Source organism: Streptomyces tatrensis, assembly GCF_049310065.1.
Taxonomy (GTDB): Bacteria; Actinomycetota; Actinomycetes; order Streptomycetales; family Streptomycetaceae; genus Streptomyces.
In genome coordinates, this window is sequence record NZ_JBMDLB010000011.1 from 4877969 (window position 1) to 4900594 (window position 22626).

A 22626-nucleotide genomic window follows, 5' to 3' on the forward strand; every position below is an offset into this window, starting at 1 on the left:
CGTATGTCTACTGCTTCTCGCACAGGTTGACGACCTGCTGCTCGGCGGCAGTCAGGACGGGGCCGGGCGTCTGGTTGCCCTGGGCCTCGGCGGCACGCCGCTCCTCGTCCTTCTTGCACGCGGAGGTCTGGGTGCCCAGCTCGTCGATCTTCGTACGGGCGGTGTCGAGGCTGCCTTCGCTGATCGTGTCCACGACCTGCTTGCGCTTGAAACTCGGCAGGTACTTCAGTTCGATGTCGGGGCGGTCGGTCTCCACCTTGGAGAGCTCCAGCGGCCCCAGCTTCTGGCTGATCCCGCGGAAGAGTGCGACGTGCTCGTCCTTGACCCCGACGTAGAACTGCGTCTGGGTCCAGCGGTAGCCCGCGTACAGGCCACCGCCGATGACACCGAGGACCACGAGCAGCGTCAGCGTGCGCGTGGTCCACTTGCGCCCTTTGCCGCGGTGCCTGCGCGGGTGGTCGTACGTGTCCTCGTACTCCGAGTCCGCGTCGTACGGGTCGGGGTCGCCGAAGCTTCCGTACGCGTCGGCTCCGCCGCCCTGTCCCTGGGCACCGTAACCGCCGTAACCCGGGGCCTCGCCGCTGCCGGGGGGCCCGAAGGCGCCGGCGGGCGGGGGGCTCTGACGGCCGAGCCCGGAGGCGCGGCCGGCCGGCGTCTGCATGGCGTTGCCGCCGTCGAAGAGCTGGTGGTGCTGGTTCTCGGCGACCGCGCCCACGACGACCGGGGTGTCGTTGACCTGCGCGGCAAGGGTGTCGCCGCTGTCGGTGTCGAGGACGTCGGCCACGATGCAGGTGATGTTGTCGGGGCCGCCGCCGCGCAGCGCGAGCTGGATGAGCGAGGCCACGGTCTCGCGGGGGCCGTGGTAGTCGGCGAGGGTCTCTTCCAGGGTCTGGTGGGAGACCACGCCGGAGAGCCCGTCGGAACAGATCAGGTAGCGGTCACCGACCCGGACCTCGCGGATGGAGAGGTCGGGCTCGACGATGTCGCCGCTGCCCAGGGCTCTCATCAGCAGGGAGCGCTGCGGGTGGGTGGTGGCTTCCTCTTCGGTGATCCGGCCCTCGTCGACGAGGCGCTGCACCCAGGTGTGGTCCTGGGTGATCTGCGTGAGGACGCCGTCGCGGAGCAGGTAGGCGCGGGAGTCGCCGACGTGGACCAGGCCGAGGCGCTGTCCCGTCCAGAGCAGGGCGGTGAGCGTGGTGCCCATGCCCTCCAGCTGGGGGTCCTCCTCGACCATGACGCGCAACTGGTCGTTGGCGCGCTGCACGGCGGTGCTGAGCGCGGTGAGCATGTCGGAGCCCGGGACGTCGTCGTCGAGCTGCACGAGGGCGGAGATCACCTCGGAGCTGGCGACTTCACCGGCGGCCTGGCCGCCCATGCCGTCGGCGATCGCGAGGAGACGGGGACCGGCGTAGCCGGAGTCCTCGTTGCCCTCGCGGATCATGCCCTTGTGCGATCCGGCGGCGAACCGCAGGGACAGACTCATGCGCACCTGCCCTGTCGACGCCTCGGGGTACAACCGGTCTCGAGCCACACTGCCCACCCTCCGGCCTGGAGCGCGCTCGGGTCCGTGTCCCCGGTGGGACCGGCCGCTGCGGCTCGCTCGCTCCGCTCGCTCATTCTCGTACTACTTCCGCAGCTCGATGACGGTCTTGCCGATGCGGATCGGGGCGCCCGGCGGAATGGGCGTCGGGGTGGTCAGCCGGGTCCGGTCGAGATACGTGCCGTTGGTGGACCCGAGATCCTCGACGATCCACTGGCCGTCACGGTCGGGGTAGATCCTGGCATGCCTGCTGGAGGCGTAGTCGTCGTCCAGCACGATCGTGGAGTCGTGGGCGCGGCCCAGCGTGATCGTCTGGCCGGCGAGGGCCACCGTGGTGCCCGTGAGGGTGCCCTCGGAGACGACGAGTTTGGTGGGCGCACCGCGGCGCTGGCGCTGCTGCGGTGGGGCCGCCGGCTGGCGGCCCTGCTGCGTCGGGGCGCCGGAAGCGCCCCCGCCGCGTCGGGAACCGCGCTGCGTGACTCTCGTACCGAAGAGATCGCTGCGGATGACCTGGACGGCCACGATGACGAACAGCCACAGAACGGCCAGGAAACCCAACCGCATGACCGTCAGGGTCAGCTCTGACATTGCCCCCGCTTACCCTTCGGCTTGCCGGTAAATGATGGTGGTGGATCCCACGACGATCCGCGAACCGTCGCGGAGCGTAGCGCGGGTGGTGTGCTGCCCGTCCACCACGATGCCGTTGGTGGACCCGAGATCCTGGATCGTCGAGGGCGTTCCGGTCCGGATCTCACAGTGCCGGCGCGATACGCCGGGGTCGTCGATCCGCACGTCGGCTTCGGTGCTTCGGCCGAGTACGAGCGTAGGGCGCGAGATCTGGTGGCGGGTGCCGTTGATCTCGATCCAGTGGCGCCGGACGGCGCCGCCGGTGGGCACGGGGGCCGGTCCACCCGGTCCGCCGGGGGCCGGCCGGCGCGCACCGGGACCGCCCGGGGGCGGTCCGGGGGGCATGGGCGGCGCGGCGGTCGGAGGGTATCCGTAGCCGCCGGGCTGGGCCGGGGGGGCCTGCTGGGCCTGCCCCTGGCCCTGACCGTGCTGGCCGGGGGACTGGGAGGTGCTGGAGGCGAGCGTGCGGCTGCGGACCCGGTAGAGCCCGGTGTCCAGGTCGTCGGCCTTCTCCAGCTGGACCTTGATGGGCCCCATGAAGCTGTAGCGCTGCTGCTTGGCGTAGTCGCGGACGAGGCCCGCGAGCTCGTCGCCGAGCTGGCCCGAGTAGGGGCTCAGGCGCTCGTAGTCGCCCGTGCTCAGCTCCACGATGAAGTCGTTGGGGACGACGGTCCGCTCGCGGTTCCAGATGGTGGCGTTGTTGTCGCACTCGCGCTGGAGGGCGCCCGCGATCTCCACCGGCTGGACCTCGGACTTGAACACCTTGGCGAAGGTGCCGTTCACCAGACCTTCGAGTCGCTGCTCGAACCGCTTCAGGACTCCCATGGGGCACCTCCTCCGTCGTTGTCGCCCTGTACTGCTTACTGATCGTATCCACGCATGGCGGATTCGGGTGGTTCCCCATCGGTCACGTGCGCATGAGTGTTGGTCCTCACAAGCGATCGTAGGGGCGCCCCGAGGACAGTGTCCCGCACCGGCGGCCGAGTACGGGAGGGGCGGTCGTCGGCGGGACCCGGGAGAGCACGAAAAGCGATGTGAATCCACCCCATCCGACGTGCTAATGTTCCGATGTCGCCAGGGGAACGGCCCGCAAGGGAAGAACCACTGGTAGCCACTTGCGCGAGTGGCGGAACGGCAGACGCGCTGGCTTCAGGTGCCAGTGTCCTTCGGGACGTGGGGGTTCAAATCCCCCCTCGCGCACAGTTGAGAGAGCCCCCGCTCCGGAGAGATCCGGAGCGGGGGCTCTTCGTCGTGCCCGGGACGCGGGCGTGACGAGGGTCTCGGGTCGTCGGTCGGCGGGGTGTTCGCGCTGCGCCGGGAGACTTTCGTTGCGGGGGGCGCGACCAAAGTGGGCAGACCGGGGGCGGGGTGGTGTCTAGGGTCGGCCGGGTGGATGCGACGGCGAGGGTGCGTGCGGGATGGGACTGGGTGAAGGGGCCCGAGCCCTGGACCCGGCGGATGCTGGTGGGGGACCTCGTGCTGGCCGGGGTGCTGGTGCTGCTCGGGCTGGGGGTCGAGGAGCTCGACAAGGGCTCCGCGGTCCGGATGGTGGCCAGTGCCGTGTCCGTGGTGGTGCTGACCCTGCTGCGGCGGCGGCTGCCCGCGGTCACGCTCGTGGCCGGCTCGGTGGTGGGGGTGTACCTGCCCGGGGCCTTCCTCGTGGCGATCCCCCTCGGCTGGTCGGCGGGGCGGCGCATCGTCGGCGTCGGCAGGGCGCTCGGTGCCTTCATCGCCGCCTTCGTCGCGGTGGTCGTCCTCGGCCTGGTCAAGGAGTGGTCGCTGGGCCGGCCGGTGCTGATGATCGTCTTCAGCACGCTGATGTTCCTGGCCACGGTGGTCATGCCCGGTCTGGCCAGCCGCTACTGGTCCCAGCGCAACACGCTGCTGAGCGCCCTCCAGGAGCGCAACGCCCAACTGCTGCGGGAGCGGGCGATGGTCGCGGGCCAGGCCCGGCTGCGCGAACGCCAGCGCATTGCCCAGGACATGCACGACAGCCTCGGACACCAGCTCGCGCTGATCTCGGTGCACACCGGTGCGCTGGAGGTCGATCCGGTGCTCACCGACCGGCAGCGGGAGGCCGTGGGCGTCCTGCGCCAGGCCTCGGTCGCGGCCATGCACGAGCTGCGCGAGGTCGTGGGCATCCTGCGGGACGGGGTGGAGGCGCCGCTGCCGGTCGAGGAGGCGCAGCCCGCCGCGCGCGGGGTGGCGGGCATCGCCGGGATCGTGGAGTCGGCGCGGAGCGCGGGGACGGACGTACGGCTCACCACCGCGGGACAGCCCAGGCCGCTCGTCGCGGCGTGCGACCACGCGGCGTACCGGATCGCGCAGGAGGCGCTGACCAACGCCTACAAGCACGCGCCGGGCGCACCCATCACGGTGGAACTGCGCTACGAGGACGACTCCTTGGTGGTGGAGATCGCCAACGGCCCGGCCGCCGGGCCGGGCGCCGGTGAGGTGGTGTCCGGCGGGCAGGGGCTGACCGGGCTGCGCGAACGGGCCCGGCTGGTCGGCGGCATGGTCTACGCGGGGGCCGCGGAGGACGGCGGGTTCCGGGTGGCCGGGGTGCTTCCGTACGGGACCTTGCCGGCCGGGGCGGCGTTCGACGGGGCCGCGTTCGACGGGACCGGGGGGACCGGGGCGGGCGCCGTCGCCGACGACTTCGGGCAGCAGCTGCGGGCCCGGATGGCGGGGGGCGCCCAGGAGCCGGTGGACTGGGCCGCGATCGACCGGAAACTGCTCAGCGGGAACGGCCGGTCCGGGGGAGTGACGCTGGGCTGCGGGATCGCGGTCGCGGCCCTGGTGGTGCTGCTGATCGTGATCGGGGCGGCGGTGGCCCTGCTGGTCGGCTCGGTGAGCGACGCGACGCTCGGCCGGGACGAGTACGACGGCATCCAGGTGGGCGAACCGGAGGACGCGGTACGGTCGCGGCTGCCCAGCGGGGACAGCATCCTGACCGAGGGGCTCGACCGGAAGGGGCCGCCGCGCCCGCAGGGCGCCACGTGCCTGGCCCTGCTCGCCGACGACGACAGCGACTTGGGCAGCGACAGCGTTTTCCGGTTCTGCTTCAAGGACGGCAAGCTCGTCGACAAGCAGGCGTACCAGGCCAAGCAGTAGGAGCAGGGGTGGCAACCAAGGTGATCCGCGTGGTGATCGCTGACGACGAACCGCTGATCCGGGCCGGGATCAGGATGATCCTGACCTCGGCGGCGGACATCGAGGTCGTCGCCGAGGCGGCGAACGGCCGGGAAGCGGTGGAACTGGCCCGGGCGCACGGCCCGGACGTGGTGCTGCTGGACATCCAGATGCCGGTGATGGACGGGCTGACGGCGCTGGCCGAGCTCGGGCGGGCGGTGCCCGAGGTGCGGGCGCTGATCCTGACCACCTTCGGGGAGAAGGAGAACGTGCTGCGGGCACTGAGCGGCGGAGGCGCGGGGTTCTTGCTGAAGGACTCGGCGCCCGGCGAACTCATCGGCGCCGTACGGGCGGCCGCGTCGGGCGACGCGTACCTGTCCCCGGCGGCGACCCGGCACGTGGTGGACCAGATCGCGTCCGGCCGGACGGCCGGCCGCGACGAGGCGGCGCGCCGCCGGGTCGCCGAACTGAGCGAGCGCGAGCGCGGGGTGCTGGCCCTGCTGGGGGAGGGGCTGTCGAACGCGGACGCGGGGCGGCGGCTGCACATGAGCGAGGCCACGGTGAAGACGTACGTGAGCCGGATCCTGGCGAAACTGGAATGCGAGAACCGGGTACAGGCGGCCCTGCTGGCCAGGGACGCCGGGCTCTAGGTACCGTCGGGCCGAAATCCGATGGCGATCAGGGGGCGGGGCGCATGGCGGCGGTAGCGCAGGAGCGTGGCGTGGGACCGGAGTCGAAGGTACGGATCCCGGTGGTCGAGGGGTTCGCTCCGCGGAACGCGGGTGCGTCGGCGGGGTCGCCCGCAGCTTCACCCCGCGAGGCGGGCAAGGCGCTGCGGACGCGGGTGCCCCGGGCGGCGCACGCGCGGTTCGAGGCCCCTGCCGACCGGCCGGACGCGGTGCGGGCGGTGGAGGAGTCCAACGTCGGGCGGGTCGCCGAGCTCACGCCGATACGGGTCGGCCGGATGGCAGCCAGCCCCTTCGCCTTCCTGCGCGGGGCGGCCGGGCTGATGGCCCACGACCTCTCCGGCGGTCCCGTCACCGGGATCGGTGCGCAGATCTGCGGCGACGCCCACGCGGCCAACTTCGGCCTGTACGGGGACGCGCGCGGCCGGCTGGTCATCGACCTCAACGACTTCGACGAGACGGTCTTCGGCCCGTGGGAGTGGGACCTCAAGCGGCTGGCCACCTCGCTGGTCCTGGCGGGCCGGGTGGCCGGTGCGGACGAGGCCACCTGCCGGGCGGCCGCGCACGACGCGGTGGGCGCCTACCGGCGCACGATGCGCCTGCTGGCCAAACTGCCGGCCCTCGACGCGTGGAACGCGATCGCGGACGAGGAGCTGGTCTCGCACACCGACGCCCGCGACCTGCTGGGCACCCTGGAGCGGGTCTCGGAGAAGGCCCGCAACAACACCTCCGCCCGGTTCGCCGCCAAGTCCACCGAGCCCACGCCCGACGGGGGCCGGGCCTTCGTGGACGCGCTGCCCGTGCTGCGCCGGGTCGGGGACGGGGAAGCGGCGGCCGTGGCGGCCGCGCTGGGCCCGTACCTGGAGACCCTGCAGGGCGACCGGCTGCCGCTGCTGGCCCGGTACGCGATCCACGACGTGGCCTTCCGGGTGGTGGGCACGGGCAGCGTCGGCACCCGCTCGTACGTGGTGCTGCTGCTCGACCACCGGGGTGAGGCGCTGGTCCTCCAGGTGAAGGAGGCCCGGCCCTCCGTGCTGCTGCCGCACCTGCCCGGGCTCGGCTTCGTCTCCCCGCCGGAGGAGCACGAGGGCCGCCGGGTGGTGGCCGGGCAGAAGCGGATGCAGGTGGTCTCCGACATCCTGCTGGGCTGGACGACGGTCGAGGGGCGGCCCTTCCAGGTCCGCCAGTTCCGCAACCGCAAGGGCAGCGTGGACCCGGCGGCACTGGCAGCCGACCAGTTCGACGACTACGGGCGGATGACCGGAGCCCTGCTGGCGCGGGCGCACGCGCACAGCGCGGATCCGCGGCTGCTGTCCGGGTACTGCGGCAAGAGCGACGAGCTGGACGAGGCCGTCGCCGGCTTCGCCGTGGCCTACGCCGACCGGAGCGAGGCCGACCACGCGGTGCTGGTGGCGGCGGTGCGGTCGGGGCGGATCGCGGCGGAGTCCGGGGTCTGAGCGGCTTAGGGCCCGGGACCCGGGCCCGCAGCCGGGATGTTTCACGTGAAACCGGTGGATGTTTCACGTGAAACACCCGGGCCTCAGGGCCTTAGGCTGGCCGGGTGAGCGAGCAGACAGTTCCCGAAGCGTCCGAGCCCGGCTCCGGCGAAGGCCCCGGCCCCACTGCCGACGAGCGGCCCGAGGCACGCCTGGAGCGCGCCGTGCGGGCCGCCGAGCAGGCGCTGATCGAGTTCGAGATCGCGGTGGAGACCTTCCGGGTGGAGGTGGAGAACTTCTCCCGCCTGCACCACCAGAAGCTCGGACCGATGTACTCGCGGCTCGACGAGCTGGACGCCCTGATCGCCGAGGCGAAGGCGGCCAGGACCGGGGACCCGGAGGACCTGCGCCGTGCGCGCGATGCCCGCTCGCTGGTGATGCCGATGCCCGGGGTGGACGAGCTGTTCCACGACTGGCTGGACGCGGACGGGATGTCCGACGACGCCTCCGCGATGCTCACGGACCGTGCGGTGCGGCCTCCGGAGCGGGTGCGCCCCTCGGAGGAGGTACGCCGCCTCTACCGCGAGCTGGTCCGCAAGGCGCATCCCGACCTGGCCCAGGACGAGGCCGAGCGCGAGCGGCGCGATGCGTTCATCGCGCGGGTCAACGCGGCCTACGGACGCGGCGAGGAGCAGGTGCTGCGCGAGCTGGCCCAGGAGTGGGCGGAGGGCCCGGCGCCGGCCGAGCCGCGGCTGAGCGAGAGCGAAGAGCTGTACGAGCGGCTGGAGTGGCTCTCGCGGCGCAAGGAACTGCTGTCGGTGGTGGCCCGGGAGCTCGAGGAGAGCGCGATCGGGTCGATGCTGCGCATGGCCCCGGAGGACCCGGACCGGCTGCTGGAGGAGATCGCCGAGCAGCTGCTCGGCGATGTCGAGAAGCGTGAGGCGGAGCTGGCGGCCCTCGCCGCCGGGTGACCCCGGGGGCGGCCGGGCCGGCAGGCCCGGTCGGATAGGTTGGCTCAGCTATCCGTGACGAGAGAAGGCGACAGACATGAACTCCGGACCGCTTCCCTCGGTGGCCGCCTCCGCACTGCCCTCCGAAGCCTTCGTCCTCGACGTTCGCGAGAACGACGAATGGGCGGCCGGCCATGCCGAGGGTGCGCTGCACATCCCGATGAGCGAGTTCGTGGCGCGCATCGGTGAGCTGACCGAGAAGATCGAGGACGAGCGCCCGGTCTACGTGATGTGCCGGGTCGGCGGACGCTCCGCCCAGGTCGCCCAGTACCTGCGGGGCCAGGACATCGACGCCGTGAACGTGGCCGGCGGCATGCAGGACTGGGAGGCCGCGGGCCGCCCGGTCGTCACCGACGCGGGCGCCCCGGGCTTCGTCGTCTGAGACGCGGGCCAGTGACGGCCTAGGTGTATTGATCACGAGCGTTGTTGACACTCGGTAGGTCTTGAACATGGCGAAGACCTCCGGTGTGGTGGGAGCTGTCTAGGAACCCATTGCACAACGGAGGTCTTCGTGTCCCACCGTAATGCCCGGCTGACCGTCTTCGGTAGGCAACTGCTGGTTGAACGCGTCCGCTCGGGCCGCCCCGTCGCGCACGTCGCGGCCGAGATGGGCATATCCAGGGCCACCGCCCACAAATGGGTTCGCCGCTGGCGGACCGAAGGCCACGCCGGGCTCTACGACCGCTCCAGCCGCCCGCGCACGACTCCCCACCGGACACCCGCCGCGGTCGAAGCCCGGGTCTGTGACCTGCGCAGAACCCGCAAGCTCGGCCCTGCCCGGATCGGCCCGATCCTGGGCCTGCCCGCCTCGACCGTGCAGCGGATCCTGACCCGTCACGGCCTGGGCCGCCTGGCCTGGCTGGACCGGCCCACCGGCCAGCCGATCCGCCGCTACGAACGCGACCGGCCCGGCGAACTCGTCCACGTCGACATCAAGAAGCTCGGCAACATCCCCGACGGCGGCGGCTGGCGGGCCGTGGGCCGAACCGCAGGCGACCACAACCGGCAGGCCACCACCGACCAGCGCAAGAGCAGCACACCGGTGATCGGCTACAGCTACATCCACTCCGCCGTCGACGACCACACCCGCCTCGCCTACAGCGAAGTCCTCGCCAACGAACGGCAGGAAACCGCGGCCGGGTTCTGGCAGCGGGCCAACGCCTTCTTCACCGCCCACGGCATCACCGTCGAACGCGTCCTGACCGACAACGGCGCCTGCTACAAGTCCAAGCTCTTCACCCAGACCCTCACCGCGGCCGGCATCACCCACAAACGCACCCGGCCCTACCGGCCACAGACCAACGGCAAAGCCGAACGCTTCAACCGCACCCTCCTCGAGGAATGGGCCTACCTGCGGCCCTACACCTCCAACGACGAGCGGACAGCAGCCCTGACAGACTTCCTCCACACCTACAACCACCACCGCTGCCACACCGCACTCGCCGGCAAGCCCCCGATCAGCCGCGTGAACAACGCTGCGGGTCAATACACCTAGGCCGTCTCTTTCGGATCTTGCCGGGTCCGCGCCGCCCGGCACCGCACCTCGCCGCGCTGCCGGGGCACCCGAGTACGTCCAGTACGCGGGAGCCCCGGCAGCGCGCCGAGGCACGGCACCGGACGACGCGGACCTGACCGACAAGATCCGAAAGAGACGGCCTAGGCGAGGGGGTGGGCGGCCAGCAGGTCGCCCAGCGCCTCCTCGTGGGCCGCGGCCGGGCCGAGCTGGAGCTCCAGCTGCTTGGCCCAGGCGTGGTAGCGGTGCAGCGGGTAGTCGGTGTCGGCGCCGAAGCCGCCGTGCAGGTGCTGTGCGGTCTGTACGACGCGGCGTACGCCCTCGGAGGCCCAGATCTTGGCCACGGCCACGTCGCCGGCACTCGGCAGCGGTCCGCCCGCTCCGCCCGTGGAGGCGTCGAGCCGCCAGGCGGCCTGCCAGAGGGTGACCTCCATAGCGCGCAGGTCGATGTAGCGGTCGGCGGCCTGGACGGCGACGGCCTGGAAGCTGGCGACCGGGAAGCCGAACTGCTCGCGCTTGCTCGTGTACTGGCTGGTCATGGTGAGCACGTTCTCGCCGAGGCCGAGCGCGAGCGCGCAGGTCCCGGTGGCCAGGAGCTGGCGCAGGTGGTCCCAGGCGCCGGGCGCCTCGATCAGGTGCGCGGCCGGGACCCGTACGCCGTCGAGGGTGAGCTCGGCGAGCCGCTCCCCGCTGGTGGAGAACTGCTCGGCGAGGGACAGGCCCTCGGCGACCCGGGGGACGAACGCGAGGACCGCCTCGCCCTCCCCGGTGTGGGCCGGTACGGCGATCCAGTCGGCGCTGTGCCCCCAGGTGACGGCCGTCTGGAGGCCCTCCAGGACCCAGGTGTCCCCGTCCTGCCGTGCGGTGACGGCCAGTTCGGCCGGGTCGTGGCCGCTGCGGCCGTGCGCGGCGACGGTGAGGACGAGGCTGCCGCTCCCGGCGCCGGGCAGCAGGGCGCCCGTCAGCTCGGGGCTGCCGTGGGCCTGGACGGCCATGGCGGTGGCGCAGTGCTCCAGCAGCGGCACCCGGGCCAGTACCTTCGCGGCCTCGCGCAGGACCAGGCACAGGGCGATGGCGTCGAGTCCGGATCCGCCGTGTTCCTCGGCGAGGACCAGGCTCAGCAGATCGGAGTCGGCGAGCTTGGCCCACAGCTCGCGGTCGAACTCCTCGGCCACCGCCCTCGGCGTGAGCGCGGGGCTGGGCACGCTGTCGGGGGCCACGTCCGCGAACACGGCCTTGGCCGCCTCGACGGCGGCCTGCTGCTCCTCGGTGAAGGTGAAGTCCACTGCCTGTCCTCCCGCGTACCCGGATCGCGCTCTGCCTGACGGTGCGTCAAGATAGAACACGTTCCTGAAATTGGACAGGGGGGTGGCGGCGTGGCCCGTCAGCGGTCGAAGTCGATCTCCACGTCCTCCGACACCGGGTGTGACTGGCAGGCCAGCACGAACCCGGCCTCCGTCTCCTGCTCCTCCAGCGCGAAGTTGCGGTCCATCCGCACCTCGCCCGAGACGACGAACGCCCGGCAGGTGCCGCACACCCCGCCCTTGCAGGCGTACGGGGCGTCCGCGCGGGCCCTGAGCACCGCGTCGAGCAGGGATTCGCCGTCGCGCACCGGCCAGGTGCCCGAGCGGCCGTCGAGCCGGGCCGTGACCCGGCCGCGGGTGGTGTCGGCCGAAGGGGTGCGGGCGGGCGGGGCGGTGTCCTCGACGTGGAAGACCTCCTCGTGGACCCGGGTGCGGAGCACGCCGAGCGAGCCCAGCGCCTTCTCCGCTCCCGTCACCAGACCGTACGGCCCGCACAGGAACCAGCCCGTCACCTCCGCGACCGGCAGAAGCGCGGGCAGCAGCTCTGTCAGCCGCTCCTCGCCGAGCCGGCCCGAGGGCAGCCCGGCCTCCTGCTCCTCCCGGGACAGCACGGTGACGAGCTGGAACCGGTCGGGATAGCGGTCCTTGAGGTCGGCGACCTCCTCGAGGAACATCGTCGAGGCCGCGCTGCGGTCGCTGCGCACCAGGCAGAACCGGGCGTCGGCGCGGGCGGCGAGGAGCGTGGCGGCGATCGAGAGCACCGGGGTGATGCCGCTGCCGCCGACGATCGCGGCGTAGTGCGCGGCGGGCGGCGCCGCCACCGGGTCCAGGACGAACCGGCCGGCCGGGACCATCACGTCGAGGACGTCACCGGCGGCGATCTCCTTGTGGGCGTAGGAGGAGAACTCCCCGCCCTCCACCAGCCGCACCCCGACCCGCAGCGCGGTGGGGCCGGGCCCGTCCGCGGCCGGGGCGGGGGAGCAGATCGAGTAGGTGCGCCGCACCTCCGCGTCGCCGGCTCCGCCGCGGCGCAGGGTGAGGTGCTGGCCGGGGGCGTGCCGGTACTCGGCGCGCAGCTCCGGCGGGACGGCCAGGGTCAGGGCGACGGAGTCCTCGGTGAGCCGGTCGACCGCCGTCACCGTCAAGGTGTGGAACGCTCCGTGGCGCGCGGGGCGCGCCGACGCGGCGGCTGCCGGGTCTGCGGGCGCCACCGGCGTGGGCGACGGCGGTGACACGGCCATCTACAGCTCCTTGAAGTGGTCGAACGGTTCGCGGCAGGCGGTGCAGCGGCGCAGCGCCTTGCATGCGGTGGAGGAGAACCGGCTGAGCAGCTCGGTGTCGGTCGATCCGCAGTTCGGGCAGCGGACGGACAGGGTGAGCGGAACCGGTCCGCCGGCGGCGTGCGGCCGCGGCGGGGCGATGCCGAACTCGGCCAGTTTGCGGCGGCCTTCGGCGCTGATGTCGTCGGTGGACCAGGCGGGGGCCAGTACGGTCCGCACCCGGACCTGCGGTATGCCGTGGTCGTTCAGGACCCGCTCGATGTCGGCGGACATGGCCTCGATGGCCGGGCAGCCGGTGTAGGTGGGGGTCAGCGTGACCTCCACGTGGCCGTCCTCGTGCATCCGCACCCCGCGCATCACGCCGAGCTCGGCGAGGGTGAGCACGGGCAGTTCGGGGTCGGGGACGGAGCCGGCCAGTGCGGCCAGCTCCGCCTCCAGCCGGGTCTGCTCGGTGCCCGCGGCGGCACTGGTGTCGCCGCGGGTGCCGGTCACCACGATGCCCCCGGGTGGCTGCGGTGCAGGTGCTGCATCTCCGCGAGCAGGCGGCCGAACGACTCGGTGTGCAGTCCCTGCCGGCCGGCTCCCGCGGCCCAGGCGCCGTGCCGCGGCCCCTGGGGCAGTTCCAGTCCGGCCCGCTCCAGTACGCCGCCCAGCGCGGCCAGCCAACGGCCTTCCAGGGCGGCCCAGTCGATCTCTTCGAGCCCGTCCACCGGCTGGAACATCTCCCCGGTGTACTTCCACAACCCGTCCAGGCCGGCCCGCATCCGGCGCCGGCTCTCCTCGGTCCCGTCGCCGAGCCGCAGTGTCCACTGCTCGGCGTGGTCGCGGTGGTAGGCGGTCTCCTTGACCGCCTTGGCGGCGAGCGGCGCGAACGGGCCTTCGCCGACCGCGAGTTCCCCGTAGAGCTCGTGCTGGTAGAGCGAGAAGTAGAGCTGGCGCGCGATGGTGTGGGCGAAGTCGCCGTTCGGCTGCTCGACCAGCTGGAGGTTGCGGAAGGACCGCTCCTCGCGGAGGTAGGCCAGCTCGTCCTCGTCGCCGGCCGTCGACAGCAGGATGCGGGCCTGGCCGAGCAGGTCGAGGGCGATGTTGGCGAGCGCGACCTCCTCCTCCAGGACGGGCGCGTGGCCCGCCCACTCGCCGAGGCGGTGCGAGAGGATCAGCGCGTCGTCACCGAGGGCCAGGGCCGCCGTCACTGCGGCCGTCCCCGATTCGGTGCTCGTCTCGGTGCTCATCACAGGTGCTGCACCCCCTCGGGGATCTCGTAGAAGGTGGGGTGGCGGTAGGGCTTGTCGGCGGACGGGGCGAAGAACGGGTCCCGCTCGTCCGGGGAGGAGGCGGTGATCTCCGTGGAGGGCACCACCCAGATGGAGATGCCCTCGCCGCGCCGGGTGTAGAGATCGCGGGCGTTGCGCAGGGCCATCTCCGCGTCCGGGGCGTGCAGGCTGCCCGCATGCGTGTGCGAGAGGCCGCGCCGCGAGCGGACGAACACCTCCCACAGGGGCCAGTTCTGCGTCATACCCGAGCCTCGCTTCCGATGGTCGCCGCGGCGGCCGTGGCCGCCGCCTGCTTCTCCGCGTACGCCGCGGCCGCGTCGCGCACCCAGGCGCCTTCCTCGTGCGCCGCGCGGCGCTGTCCGATCCGCTCCTCGTTGCACGGGCCGTTGCCCTTGAGCACGTCCCAGAACTCCGTCCAGTCGATGGCTCCGAAGTCGTGGTGCCCGCGCTCCTCGTTCCACTTCAGGTCCGGGTCGGGCAGGGTCAGCCCCAGCGACTCGGCCTGCGGCACGGCGATGTCCACGAAGCGCTGGCGCAGCTCGTCGTTGGAGTGGCGCTTGATCCGCCAGGCCATCGACTGCGCCGAGTGCCCCGACTCGGCGTCGGGCGGGCCGAACATCATCAGGGAGGGCCACCACCAGCGGTCGACGGCGTCCTGCGCCATCGCGTGCTGGGCCTCGGTACCCCGGGAGAGGGCCAGGAGCAGCTCGTACCCCTGGCGCTGGTGGAAGGACTCCTCCTTGCAGATCCGGACCATCGCCCGCGCGTACGGCCCGTAGGAGCAGCGGCAGATCGGGACCTGGTTGGTGATCGCCGCGCCGTCCACGAGCCAGCCGATCGCGCCGACGTCGGCCCAGGTCAGCGTGGGGTAGTTGAAGATCGAGGAGTACTTCTGCTTCCCGGCGTGGAGCTTGTCGAGGAGCTCGTCGCGGCTGGTGCCGAGCGTCTCGGCGGCGCTGTACAGGTACAGGCCGTGGCCGGCCTCGTCCTGGACCTTCGCCATCAGGATCGCCTTGCGGCGCAGGGAGGGCGCGCGCGTGATCCAGTTCGCCTCGGGCTGCATGCCGATGATCTCGGAGTGGGCGTGCTGGGCCATCTGGCGGACCAGGGTGGCGCGGTACTCGTCGGGCATCCAGTCCCGCGGCTCCACTCGCTCGTCGGCCGCCACGGCCGCGTCGAAGGCCGCCGCGAGCTGTGCGCCGAGGTCGGAGCTCACGCCGATCCCCGCGTCCTGCCCTGCGTCCCGCCCCGCCGCCCCCGATGTCGCTTCCGGGGTCACTGCCACCATCACGGCCCCCTGTCAGAGGTCTTTTCCCGCCTCGTCCCGCCCGACCGACCGATCGTTCGGTTCACACTCTTCAATGGTGGGACGAGGGCCCGTAGGGTGTCAACCTCTGTGGTCAACCCTGTGGGCACCGGATGATCGGGGCGGGATGGATTCGAACGAGCGCGAGCCCCTCGAAGGAGCGGCTCCACCCCCGTCCAGGGCGCCCGGAATCGCCGGCCTGTCCACGCCGTACCGGGTCGTCACGGCCCTCGCGCTCGGCGCGGTGGCGGTGGCCGCCTGCTGGCACCTGGCCCTCGTCTTCCTGCACGTGGCCCCGTCCAACACGGTCAGCAAGCAGCACGCGCGCATGATCGACGGCTGGATCTACCCCGAGTTCGAACAGAACTGGAAGCTCTTCGCCCCCAACCCGCTCCAGCAGAACATCGCCGTGGAGGTGCGCGCGCAAGTGCGGACGGGCGAGGGCGTACTGGTGACGGGCAACTGGCGCGGGCTCTCCGCCGAGGACGGCGCCGCCATCCGCCACAGCCTGCTGCCGAGCCACACCGAGCAGAACGAGCTCCGCCGGGCCTGGGACTTCTTCACCACCTCCCACGACGAGGACAACAAGTCCACCGGCGAGCGCGGCGAACTCTCCGAGCAGTACCTGCGCCGGATCGCCCTGGACCGGCTGCGGACCGGTCGGGTCGCGGAGGGCCGGATCGTACGGATCCAGCTGCGCGGGGCGACGACGGAGGTCCCCGCGCCCGAGTGGTCCGACGAGAAGGCCGACACCCAGACGTACTACCGGGAGCTGCCGTGGTGGACGGTGTGAGGGGGCCCGGTACCAAGGCTCCCGGTGTGACCGGGGTCGGTGTGGCGGGGCCCGGGGTGAAGGGGCTCAAGGCCTCCGGCGGCCGGGCGCTCGCCCGGGTCAGCGGGCAGGCGCTGGGGCCGTACCAGAGCGCCGTGGTCCGCATCGGCTTCGCCGGCACCTGGCTGTTCTTCCTGCTGCGCGAGTTCCCGCACCGCCACGAGCTCTACGGGCCGGACGGGCCGTGGAGCTGGGAACTGGCGCAGCGGCTGATCGACACGAACCGCGCCTTCACGGTGCTGATGTGGTCGGACTCGGCGCTCTGGTTCGAGATCGTCTACGCCGTGGCCGTGCTGGCGTCCGCCCTGCTGATGCTGGGCTGGCGCACCCGGGCGACCTCCGTGGTGTTCATGGTCGGCGTGCTGTCCCTGCAGAACCGCAGCGTCTTCATGGGCGACGGCGGGGACAACGTCATCCACCTGATGGCGATCTACCTCGTGCTGACCCGGTGCGCACAGGTGTGGTCGCTGGACGCCCGCCGCGCGCGGCGCCTCGGCGCGGCCTCGGCCGGGCGGGCGGGGCCGGTGCTGTGGGGCGTGCTCGGGGCGGTGTTCGCGTACGGGGCCGTGACCGGGGGGTTCAGCACCAACTGGCTGGTGATCTTCGCGGCCCTGTGGGTGATCGCCGCGCTGTGGTGGATGGTCGACCGCTACGAGCCGGAGGGGGAGGGGCGGGCGGTCCTCGACGTCCTGGCCAACCTGCTGCACAACGCCGGAATGCTGATGGTCATGGTCGAGGTGTGCCTGATCTACGCGACGGCCGGCTGGTACAAGATCCAGGGTTCGCGGTGGCAGGACGGCACGGCGCTGTACTACCCGCTGAACCTGGACTACTTCACCCCGTGGCCCGGGGTCTCGGCCTTCCTCGCGAGCAGCGGCACGCTGGTCATGCTGCTGTCCTACGGGACGGTCGCGGTCCAGGTGGCCTTTCCGTTCACCCTGTTCAACCGGCGGATCAAGAACGTGCTGCTGGCGCTGATGATGCTGGAGCATGCGGGGATCGCGGTGCTGTTGGGCCTGCCGTTCTTCTCGTTGGCGATGATCGCCGCTGACGCGGTGTTCCTGCCTACGGGGTTTCTGGTCTGGCTCGGTGCGTGGGTCGCTGCGCGGCGGGTGGGTGGTGGGGGGCGGGGTGGTCCCTCCCCGGCTCCGGAGCCGTACGCGGAATCGGAGCCTGCGCTTCCCAGTCCCGTCCCGCGCTGAGGGGCGGCCCTTCGGGGCGAAGTCCCCTACCCGCCCTTCCACCGTTCCCCGGGCGCTGCCCGGACCCCTCTGGGGCTTCCGCCCCAGACCCCGCTCCTCAAACGCCGGAGGGGCTGGATCGGGCTGGATCGGGCCGGAGGGGATGGATCGGGGCGGCGGGGTTGGGCTTGGCCGGCGGGCCGTAGGGTCGGCGGTATGAGTGAGCAGCACGGGACCCCCGACAGCATCGAGGACGCCGAGCGGGAGTGGCGGGAGGCCGCTGCCCGGGAGGATCTGGTGCTTCTCGACGGGTTCCACGCGCTGAAGCACGCGCTGCGGTTCGGGGCGGACGTCCGGATGGTCGTCGCCGAGGACCCGGACGCCGTACGGGGCCTTGCGCGCGAGCTGGCCGGGGACGTGGAGGCGGACGTCGCGCGGCTGGTGCGGCGGGCCCCGCTCAAGGGGCTGCTGGCGCGGGTGCACCCCACCGGGGTGGCGGCCCTCGCGGTCCGGCCCGACCGGGCCGAGGGGCGGGCCAGGCTCGACGCACGGCCCAGGACGGCCCCGATCGTGCTCCTCGACAACCCCCGCAACCTGGGCAACGTCGGCGCCGTCGTCCGGCTCGCCGCCGGCTTCGGCGCCACCGGCGTGGTCACCCGGGGGGACCTGGACCCCTGGCACCCCAACGTGGTCCGGGCCGGCGCGGGGCTGCACTACGCCACCACCGTGGACCGGGTGGAGCTCGACACGCTGCCGCCCGGCCCGCTGTACGCACTCGACCCGGAGGGCGAGGACATCCGCGCCCTCACCCTCCCGGACGAGGCCCTGCTCGCCTTCGGCTCCGAACGCCACGGCATCTCGCCCGAGCTGCGCGCCCGCGCCGATCACCTGGTGTCCCTGCCGATGCGGCCGCAGGTCTCCAGCTACAACCTGGCCACCAGCGTGGCCATGGCCCTCTTCCACTGGGGCGGGCCGAAGGAGACCTCCTAGGCATCAGCCCTGGCGGCGGACCTCCACCACGCGGAAGCGGTTCGACACGAACGCCCCGTCGCACAGCGCGGCGTTCGCCGCCGGGTTGCCGCCGGAGCCGTGGAAGTCGGAGAAGGCCGCGGTCTGGTTCACATAGACCCCGCCCGTCAGGTTCAGCGAGAGCTGCGCCGACTCCTCCAGACAGACCTCCTCGATGGCCCGCTCGGTGTCCGCGGACGTGGTGTACGCCCCGACCGTCATGGCGCCCTTGTCGCGGACGGTGCGCCGCAGCAGTTCGAGGGCGTCCGCCGTGGAGTCGACCGCCACCGCGAAGGAGACCGGGCCGAAGCACTCCGAGAGGTAGGGGGCGGAGTCGTCGGGCTTGGCCGAGTCCAGCTTCACCATCACCGGGGTGCGCACGACCGCGCCCGGGAACTCGGGGTTCGTCACCTCGCGCGAGGCCAGCGCGACCTCGCCGAGCCCGGCCGCGGCCTCCAGGCGGGCCTTCACGTCCGGGTTGACCAGTGCGCCGAGCAGGGCGTTGGCCCGCGCGTCGTCGCCGAGCAGGCCGCCGACCGCGCCCGCGAGGTCGGAGACGACCTCGTCGTAGGACTTGTGCCCGGCGTCCGTCTCGATGCCGTCGCGCGGGATCAGCAGGTTCTGCGGGGTGGTGCACATCTGGCCGCTGTAGAGGGAGAGGGAGAAGGCCAGGTTGGACAGCATCCCCTTGTAGTTGTCGGTGGAGTCCAGGACGACGGTGTTGACGCCGGCCTTCTCCGTGTAGACCTGCGCCTGGCGGGCGTTGGTCTCCAGCCAGTCGCCGAACTCCGTGGACCCGGTGTAGTCGATGACCTTGATCTCGGGGCGGACGGCGAGCTCCTTGGCGATGCCCTCGCCCGGACGCTCCACGGCCAGCGCGACCAGGTTCGGGTCGAAGCCGGCGTCGGCGAGGACCTCGCGGGCCACCTGGACGGTCAGCGCGAGCGGGAGCACGGCGCGCGGGTGCGGCTTGACCAGCACCGGGTTGCCCGTGGCCAGGGAGGCGAAGATGCCCGGGTAGCCGTTCCAGGTGGGGAAGGTGTTGCAGCCGATCATCAGGGAGATGCCGCGCGGGACGGCGGTGAAGGTCTTGCCCAGTTCGAGGGGGTCCTTCTTGCCCTGCGGCTTCGACCAGTCGGCCTGCCCGGGGACGCGGGTCTGCTCCTCGTAGGCGTAGGCCACCGCTTCCAGACCGCGGTCCTGTGCGTGCGGGCCGCCCGCCTGGAACGCCATCATGAAGGCCTGGCCGCTGGTGTGCATGACCGCGTGCGCGAACTCGTGCGTCCGCGCCGAGATGCGGGCCAGGATCTCGATGCAGACCAGGGCGCGCGCCTCGGGCCCGGCATCGCGCCAGGCACCCATGCCGGCCCGCATCGCGGGCAGCAGCACCTCCGGGTCCACGTGCGGGTACTCGACGCCGAGCTCCACGCCGTAGGGGGAGGTCTCCGCGCCCGTCCAGCCGTCGGTGCCGGGCTGCCCGAGGTCGAGCCGGGTGCCGCGCAGCGCCTCGAAGGCGGCGAGGCCGTCGGCCGGCGCGGCCTCCCCGTACGCCTTGGGGTGCTCGGGGTGCGGGGACCAGTACGCGCGGCTGCGGATCGTGGCCAGCGCCTGGTCCAGCGTGGGCCGGTGCTTGGCGGACAGCTGGGGGACGGTGAGCTCGGCGGCCATCAGGGACCAACTCCTCTTTGAGCCGGGCGGGATCAGGCGATCGGGGCGGCAAGAAGGGATGAGAAAGAGCAGACTGGAGTTAGAGTAACCGAACGATCGGTCGGGACAAGAGGGCCCGGCAGACCTGTGGACAAGTCGGTGCGGGAGGATCTGGGCATGACAGCAATCGAGCGGTCCCGCACAGTGGCGGTCGTCGGCGCCGGCACCATGGGGCAGGGCATCGCCCAAGTCGCCCTCCTCGCAGGTCACCGCGTGCTGATCTACGACATCAACGCCCCGATGGCCGCCGACGCGGTCGGCTTCGTCCAGGACCGCGTCGAGCGGATGGCCGCCAAGGGCCGGCTGGACCGTGTCGAGGCCGAGGACGCGATCGGCCGGATCGCGTCGGCGGCCGCGCTGACGGAGCTGGCCGGCGCGGCCCTCGTGGTGGAGGCGGTCGTCGAGGACGCCACCGTCAAGCGGGCGCTGTTCGCGGCGCTCGAAGAGGTGGTTTCACCGGAGGCACTGCTGGCCACCAACACCTCCTCCCTCTCGGTCACCGAGCTCGCCGCCGGACTCGCGCACCCCGGCCGCTTCCTGGGCCTGCACTTCTTCAACCCGGCCCCGCTGCTCCCGCTGGTCGAGGTGGTCTCCGGGTTCGCGACGGACCCCGCCGCCGCGACCCGCGCGTACGCCACCGTCCTGGGCTGGGGGAAGACGCCGGTGCGCTGCGCCGACACCCCGGGCTTCATCGTCAACCGGATCGCCCGGCCCTTCTACGCCGAGGCCTTCGCGGTGTACGAGGAGCAGGGCGCCGACCCGGCCACCATCGACGCCGTGCTCCGCGAGAGCGGCGGCTTCAAGATGGGCCCCTTCGCGCTGACCGACCTCATCGGCCAGGACGTCAACGAGGCCGTCACCCGCTCGGTGTGGGAGTCCTTCTTCCGCAGCCCCAAGTTCACCCCCTCCCTCGCGCAGCGCCGGCTGGTCCAGTCGGGCCGCCTCGGCCGCAAGTCGGGCCACGGCTGGTACCCCTACGGCCCCGACGCGAAGGCGCCCGCCCCGCACACCGCGGGCCCGGAGGAGGCGCCCGCGAAGGTGACCGTCGTCGGTGACCTCGGACCGGCCTCGGACCTCCTCGACCTGCTGGAGGAGGCCGGGATCGCGGTCACCGCCGTCGAGCACGGGGGCCCGTACATCCAGCTCCCCGGCGAGGGGCAGCTCGTGCTCGCCGACGGCAAGACGGCGATCGAGTTCGCCGACGTCGTCTACTTCGACCTCGCCTTCGACTACCGCGGCGCCACCCGGATCGCGCTCTCCATCAGCGAGGACACCAGCGAGCGGACGCTCGCCGAGGCCGTCGGGCTGTTCCAGAAGCTCGGCAAGAAGGTCTCCGTCATCGGCGACGTCCCGGGCATGATCGTCGCCCGGACGGTCGCGATGCTGATCGACCTGACCGCCGACGCCGTCGCGCGCGGGGTGGCGGGCGCCGAGGACATCGACACGGCGATGCGGCTCGGGGTCAACTACCCGGCGGGCCCCGCCGAATGGCACGACAAGCTCGGCCGCGACTGGGCGTACGACCTGCTGCACCACCTCGACGAGCGCTGCCCCGGCGGCCGGTACGCGCCCTCGCTGGCGCTGTACAAGCTGGGCTACGCGGCGGGCGACGACGAGGGTGCGGACGACGAGGGCGTCGACGACGGGGGCCCGGACGAAGAGGCGGGGGACACGGAATGACCACGGTCAAGCGGGACACGTACACGCCCGAGACGCTCCTCTCCGTCGCCGTCCAGATCTTCAACGAGCGCGGCTACGACGGCACCTCGATGGAGCACCTCTCCAAGGCCGCAGGCATCTCGAAGTCCTCGATCTACCACCACGTCGCCGGCAAGGAGGAGCTGCTCCACCGCGCCGTCAGCCGGGCCCTGGACGAGCTCTTCGCGGTCCTGGCGGAGCCGGGGGCGATACGGGGCCGCGCGGTCGAACGCGTCGAGTACGTCACGCGCCGCACGGTCGAGGTCCTCGTCGCGGAGCTCCCCTACGTGACCCTGCTGCTGCGGGTCCGGGGCAACACCCGCACCGAGCGCTGGGCCCTGGAGCGCCGCCGCGAGTTCGACCACCAGGTCGCGGAGCTGCTGAAGGCCGCCGCCGCCGAGGGCGACCTGCGCGCGGACGTGGACATCCGGCTCGCCACCCGGCTGCTCTTCGGCATGGTCAACTCCCTGGTCGAGTGGTACCGCCCGCACCCGGGCACCACCCCCGACCAGCTCGCGGACGCGGTCGTCAGCATGGCCCTGGACGGCCTGCGCACGGCCCGCTGACCCCTCAGCCCCCGGTGTGCGCGGCTCGGACGCGCAGGCGCCACGCCAGGACGGCGGCGGCCGCCGCGGCCAGGGTTGCCGCGCCGTACCCGTAGAGCAGCGCGAGGTCGGGGCGGTGGGCGAGGCCCGTGCGGATGCCCAGGAAGACGGGCGCCGCGGCGGGCAGGGCGTCCCACTCCAGGTGGTGCGCCACCCGGCGCACGAGCAGGAACGCCCAGAAGCCGAGGACGGCCCACGCGGTGAGGTACGGCCACGGCGAGCCCGGCAGGGGTTCCAGGGGCGTGCCGGTACCGGGGCCCGCCCAGCGGTGGGCCGCGTAGCCCAGGGCCACCACGAGGGCGGTCATGGCCGCGGCCCAGCACAGGGAGCGCAGCGGCTCGGGCAGGCGCTGTGGGGGCGTGGGGGAGGGGGCGGGGCCGGTGTCGGGGGCGGCGCTGGTGTTCATGTCCGGGCAGACGGGCCCCCGGGACCTCCGGTTGTCATGCGCGAGGAGGAGGGACCCGGCCGGAAGGGCTAGACGGCCCTT

The 22626-nt window shown here is 72.5% G+C and carries 22 protein-coding genes and 1 tRNA gene; 12 read left to right on the forward strand and 11 right to left on the reverse strand.

Translation table 11 applies throughout. The annotated features are described in order from the left end of the window. Nucleotides 1–7: 7 nt before the first annotated feature. From ACODT5_RS38050 to ACODT5_RS38060, 3 genes are all read right to left on the reverse strand, one after another. Nucleotides 8–1483 (reverse strand): PP2C family protein-serine/threonine phosphatase, encoded by a 1476-nt coding sequence (locus ACODT5_RS38050; RefSeq protein WP_422523568.1) that lies wholly within the window; start codon nt 1481–1483, stop codon nt 8–10. A gap of 141 nt (nt 1484–1624) precedes the next feature. Next, nucleotides 1625–2128 carry an FHA domain-containing protein FhaB/FipA gene (locus ACODT5_RS38055; protein ID WP_243331039.1) on the reverse strand — a complete coding sequence of 168 codons (504 nt, stop codon included), beginning with the start codon at nt 2126–2128 and terminating at the stop codon, nt 1625–1627. A gap of 9 nt (nt 2129–2137) precedes the next feature. Next, a complete protein-coding gene (locus ACODT5_RS38060; RefSeq protein ID WP_422523569.1) occupies nt 2138–2992 on the reverse strand; it encodes an FhaA domain-containing protein in 855 nt (284 codons plus the stop codon). 292 nt (nt 2993–3284) lie between these two features. Here ACODT5_RS38060 and ACODT5_RS38065 point away from each other — a divergent pair. The 7 genes from ACODT5_RS38065 to ACODT5_RS38095 all read left to right on the forward strand — a co-directional run bounded on the left by ACODT5_RS38065 (nt 3285) and on the right by ACODT5_RS38095 (nt 9926). Then, a tRNA-Leu gene (locus ACODT5_RS38065) sits at nt 3285–3367 on the forward strand. A gap of 189 nt (nt 3368–3556) precedes the next feature. After that, nucleotides 3557–5281, forward strand: a complete 1725-nt coding sequence (locus ACODT5_RS38070) for a sensor histidine kinase (RefSeq protein ID WP_422523570.1) — start codon at nt 3557–3559, stop codon at nt 5279–5281. Nucleotides 5282–5289: 8 nt separating this feature from the next. Further along, nucleotides 5290–5949, forward strand: coding sequence for a response regulator (locus ACODT5_RS38075; RefSeq protein ID WP_422523571.1), 660 nt, complete (start codon nt 5290–5292; stop codon nt 5947–5949). A gap of 44 nt (nt 5950–5993) precedes the next feature. Further along, the gene (locus ACODT5_RS38080) at nt 5994–7442 is read left to right on the forward strand and encodes a DUF2252 domain-containing protein (protein ID WP_422523572.1); all 1449 of its coding nucleotides are present in this window, start codon (nt 5994–5996) and stop codon (nt 7440–7442) included. 104 nt (nt 7443–7546) lie between these two features. Then, nucleotides 7547–8392 carry a J domain-containing protein gene (locus ACODT5_RS38085; protein ID WP_422523573.1) on the forward strand — a complete coding sequence of 282 codons (846 nt, stop codon included), beginning with the start codon at nt 7547–7549 and terminating at the stop codon, nt 8390–8392. A gap of 76 nt (nt 8393–8468) precedes the next feature. Next, on the forward strand, nt 8469–8813 hold the full coding sequence (locus ACODT5_RS38090; RefSeq protein WP_112446690.1) for a rhodanese-like domain-containing protein: 345 nt from the start codon (nt 8469–8471) through the stop codon (nt 8811–8813). Nucleotides 8814–8942: 129 nt separating this feature from the next. Then, the gene (locus tag ACODT5_RS38095) at nt 8943–9926 is read left to right on the forward strand and encodes an IS481 family transposase (protein WP_422523574.1); all 984 of its coding nucleotides are present in this window, start codon (nt 8943–8945) and stop codon (nt 9924–9926) included. Nucleotides 9927–10087: 161 nt separating this feature from the next. On the opposite strand, the gene ACODT5_RS38100 is transcribed toward ACODT5_RS38095, so the two are convergent. From ACODT5_RS38100 to paaA, 6 genes are all read right to left on the reverse strand, one after another. After that, on the reverse strand, nt 10088–11230 hold the full coding sequence (locus tag ACODT5_RS38100; RefSeq protein WP_422523575.1) for an acyl-CoA dehydrogenase family protein: 1143 nt from the start codon (nt 11228–11230) through the stop codon (nt 10088–10090). 98 nt (nt 11231–11328) lie between these two features. Continuing rightward, nucleotides 11329–12489, reverse strand: coding sequence for a 2Fe-2S iron-sulfur cluster-binding protein (locus ACODT5_RS38105; RefSeq protein WP_422523576.1), 1161 nt, complete (start codon nt 12487–12489; stop codon nt 11329–11331). Continuing rightward, nucleotides 12490–13020 (reverse strand): 1,2-phenylacetyl-CoA epoxidase subunit PaaD, encoded by a 531-nt coding sequence (gene paaD / locus ACODT5_RS38110; protein WP_422523577.1) that lies wholly within the window; start codon nt 13018–13020, stop codon nt 12490–12492. Then, nucleotides 13017–13760, reverse strand: coding sequence for a 1,2-phenylacetyl-CoA epoxidase subunit PaaC (gene paaC / locus ACODT5_RS38115; protein WP_422523578.1), 744 nt, complete (start codon nt 13758–13760; stop codon nt 13017–13019). The genes paaD and paaC overlap by 4 nt, the downstream gene beginning before the upstream one ends. Beyond that, nucleotides 13760–14044: a 1,2-phenylacetyl-CoA epoxidase subunit PaaB gene (gene paaB / locus ACODT5_RS38120; protein WP_243331024.1), complete on the reverse strand. Its 285-nt coding sequence runs from the start codon at nt 14042–14044 to the stop codon at nt 13760–13762. The genes paaC and paaB overlap by 1 nt, the downstream gene beginning before the upstream one ends. Next, on the reverse strand, nt 14041–15090 hold the full coding sequence (gene paaA / locus ACODT5_RS38125) for a 1,2-phenylacetyl-CoA epoxidase subunit PaaA (protein WP_422523579.1): 1050 nt from the start codon (nt 15088–15090) through the stop codon (nt 14041–14043). The genes paaB and paaA overlap by 4 nt, the downstream gene beginning before the upstream one ends. Before the next feature lie 145 nt (nt 15091–15235). Between paaA and ACODT5_RS38130 the strand changes: the two genes are divergently transcribed. From ACODT5_RS38130 to ACODT5_RS38140, 3 genes are all read left to right on the forward strand, one after another. Then, complete coding sequence (locus tag ACODT5_RS38130) at nt 15236–15901, forward strand: DUF5819 family protein (RefSeq protein WP_422523580.1); 666 nt, start codon at nt 15236–15238, stop codon at nt 15899–15901. 26 nt (nt 15902–15927) lie between these two features. Then, nucleotides 15928–17142, forward strand: a complete 1215-nt coding sequence (locus ACODT5_RS38135) for an HTTM domain-containing protein (RefSeq protein WP_422523581.1) — start codon at nt 15928–15930, stop codon at nt 17140–17142. Between the two features lie 195 nt (nt 17143–17337). Beyond that, a complete protein-coding gene (locus ACODT5_RS38140; protein WP_422523582.1) occupies nt 17338–18111 on the forward strand; it encodes a TrmH family RNA methyltransferase in 774 nt (257 codons plus the stop codon). A gap of 3 nt (nt 18112–18114) precedes the next feature. Here the strand turns inward: ACODT5_RS38140 and paaN are convergent, their stop codons facing one another. Next, nucleotides 18115–19797, reverse strand: coding sequence for a phenylacetic acid degradation protein PaaN (paaN, locus tag ACODT5_RS38145; RefSeq protein ID WP_422523583.1), 1683 nt, complete (start codon nt 19795–19797; stop codon nt 18115–18117). A gap of 156 nt (nt 19798–19953) precedes the next feature. Between paaN and ACODT5_RS38150 the strand changes: the two genes are divergently transcribed. Further along, nucleotides 19954–21516 carry a 3-hydroxyacyl-CoA dehydrogenase gene (locus ACODT5_RS38150; protein WP_422523584.1) on the forward strand — a complete coding sequence of 521 codons (1563 nt, stop codon included), beginning with the start codon at nt 19954–19956 and terminating at the stop codon, nt 21514–21516. Next, the gene (locus ACODT5_RS38155) at nt 21513–22100 is read left to right on the forward strand and encodes a TetR/AcrR family transcriptional regulator (protein ID WP_422523585.1); all 588 of its coding nucleotides are present in this window, start codon (nt 21513–21515) and stop codon (nt 22098–22100) included. Before ACODT5_RS38150 ends, ACODT5_RS38155 begins: the two co-directional genes overlap by 4 nt. Before the next feature lie 4 nt (nt 22101–22104). Here ACODT5_RS38155 and ACODT5_RS38160 read toward each other — a convergent pair whose 3' ends face one another. Continuing rightward, on the reverse strand, nt 22105–22545 hold the full coding sequence (locus tag ACODT5_RS38160; RefSeq protein WP_422523586.1) for a hypothetical protein: 441 nt from the start codon (nt 22543–22545) through the stop codon (nt 22105–22107). Nucleotides 22546–22626 lie beyond the last annotated feature (81 nt).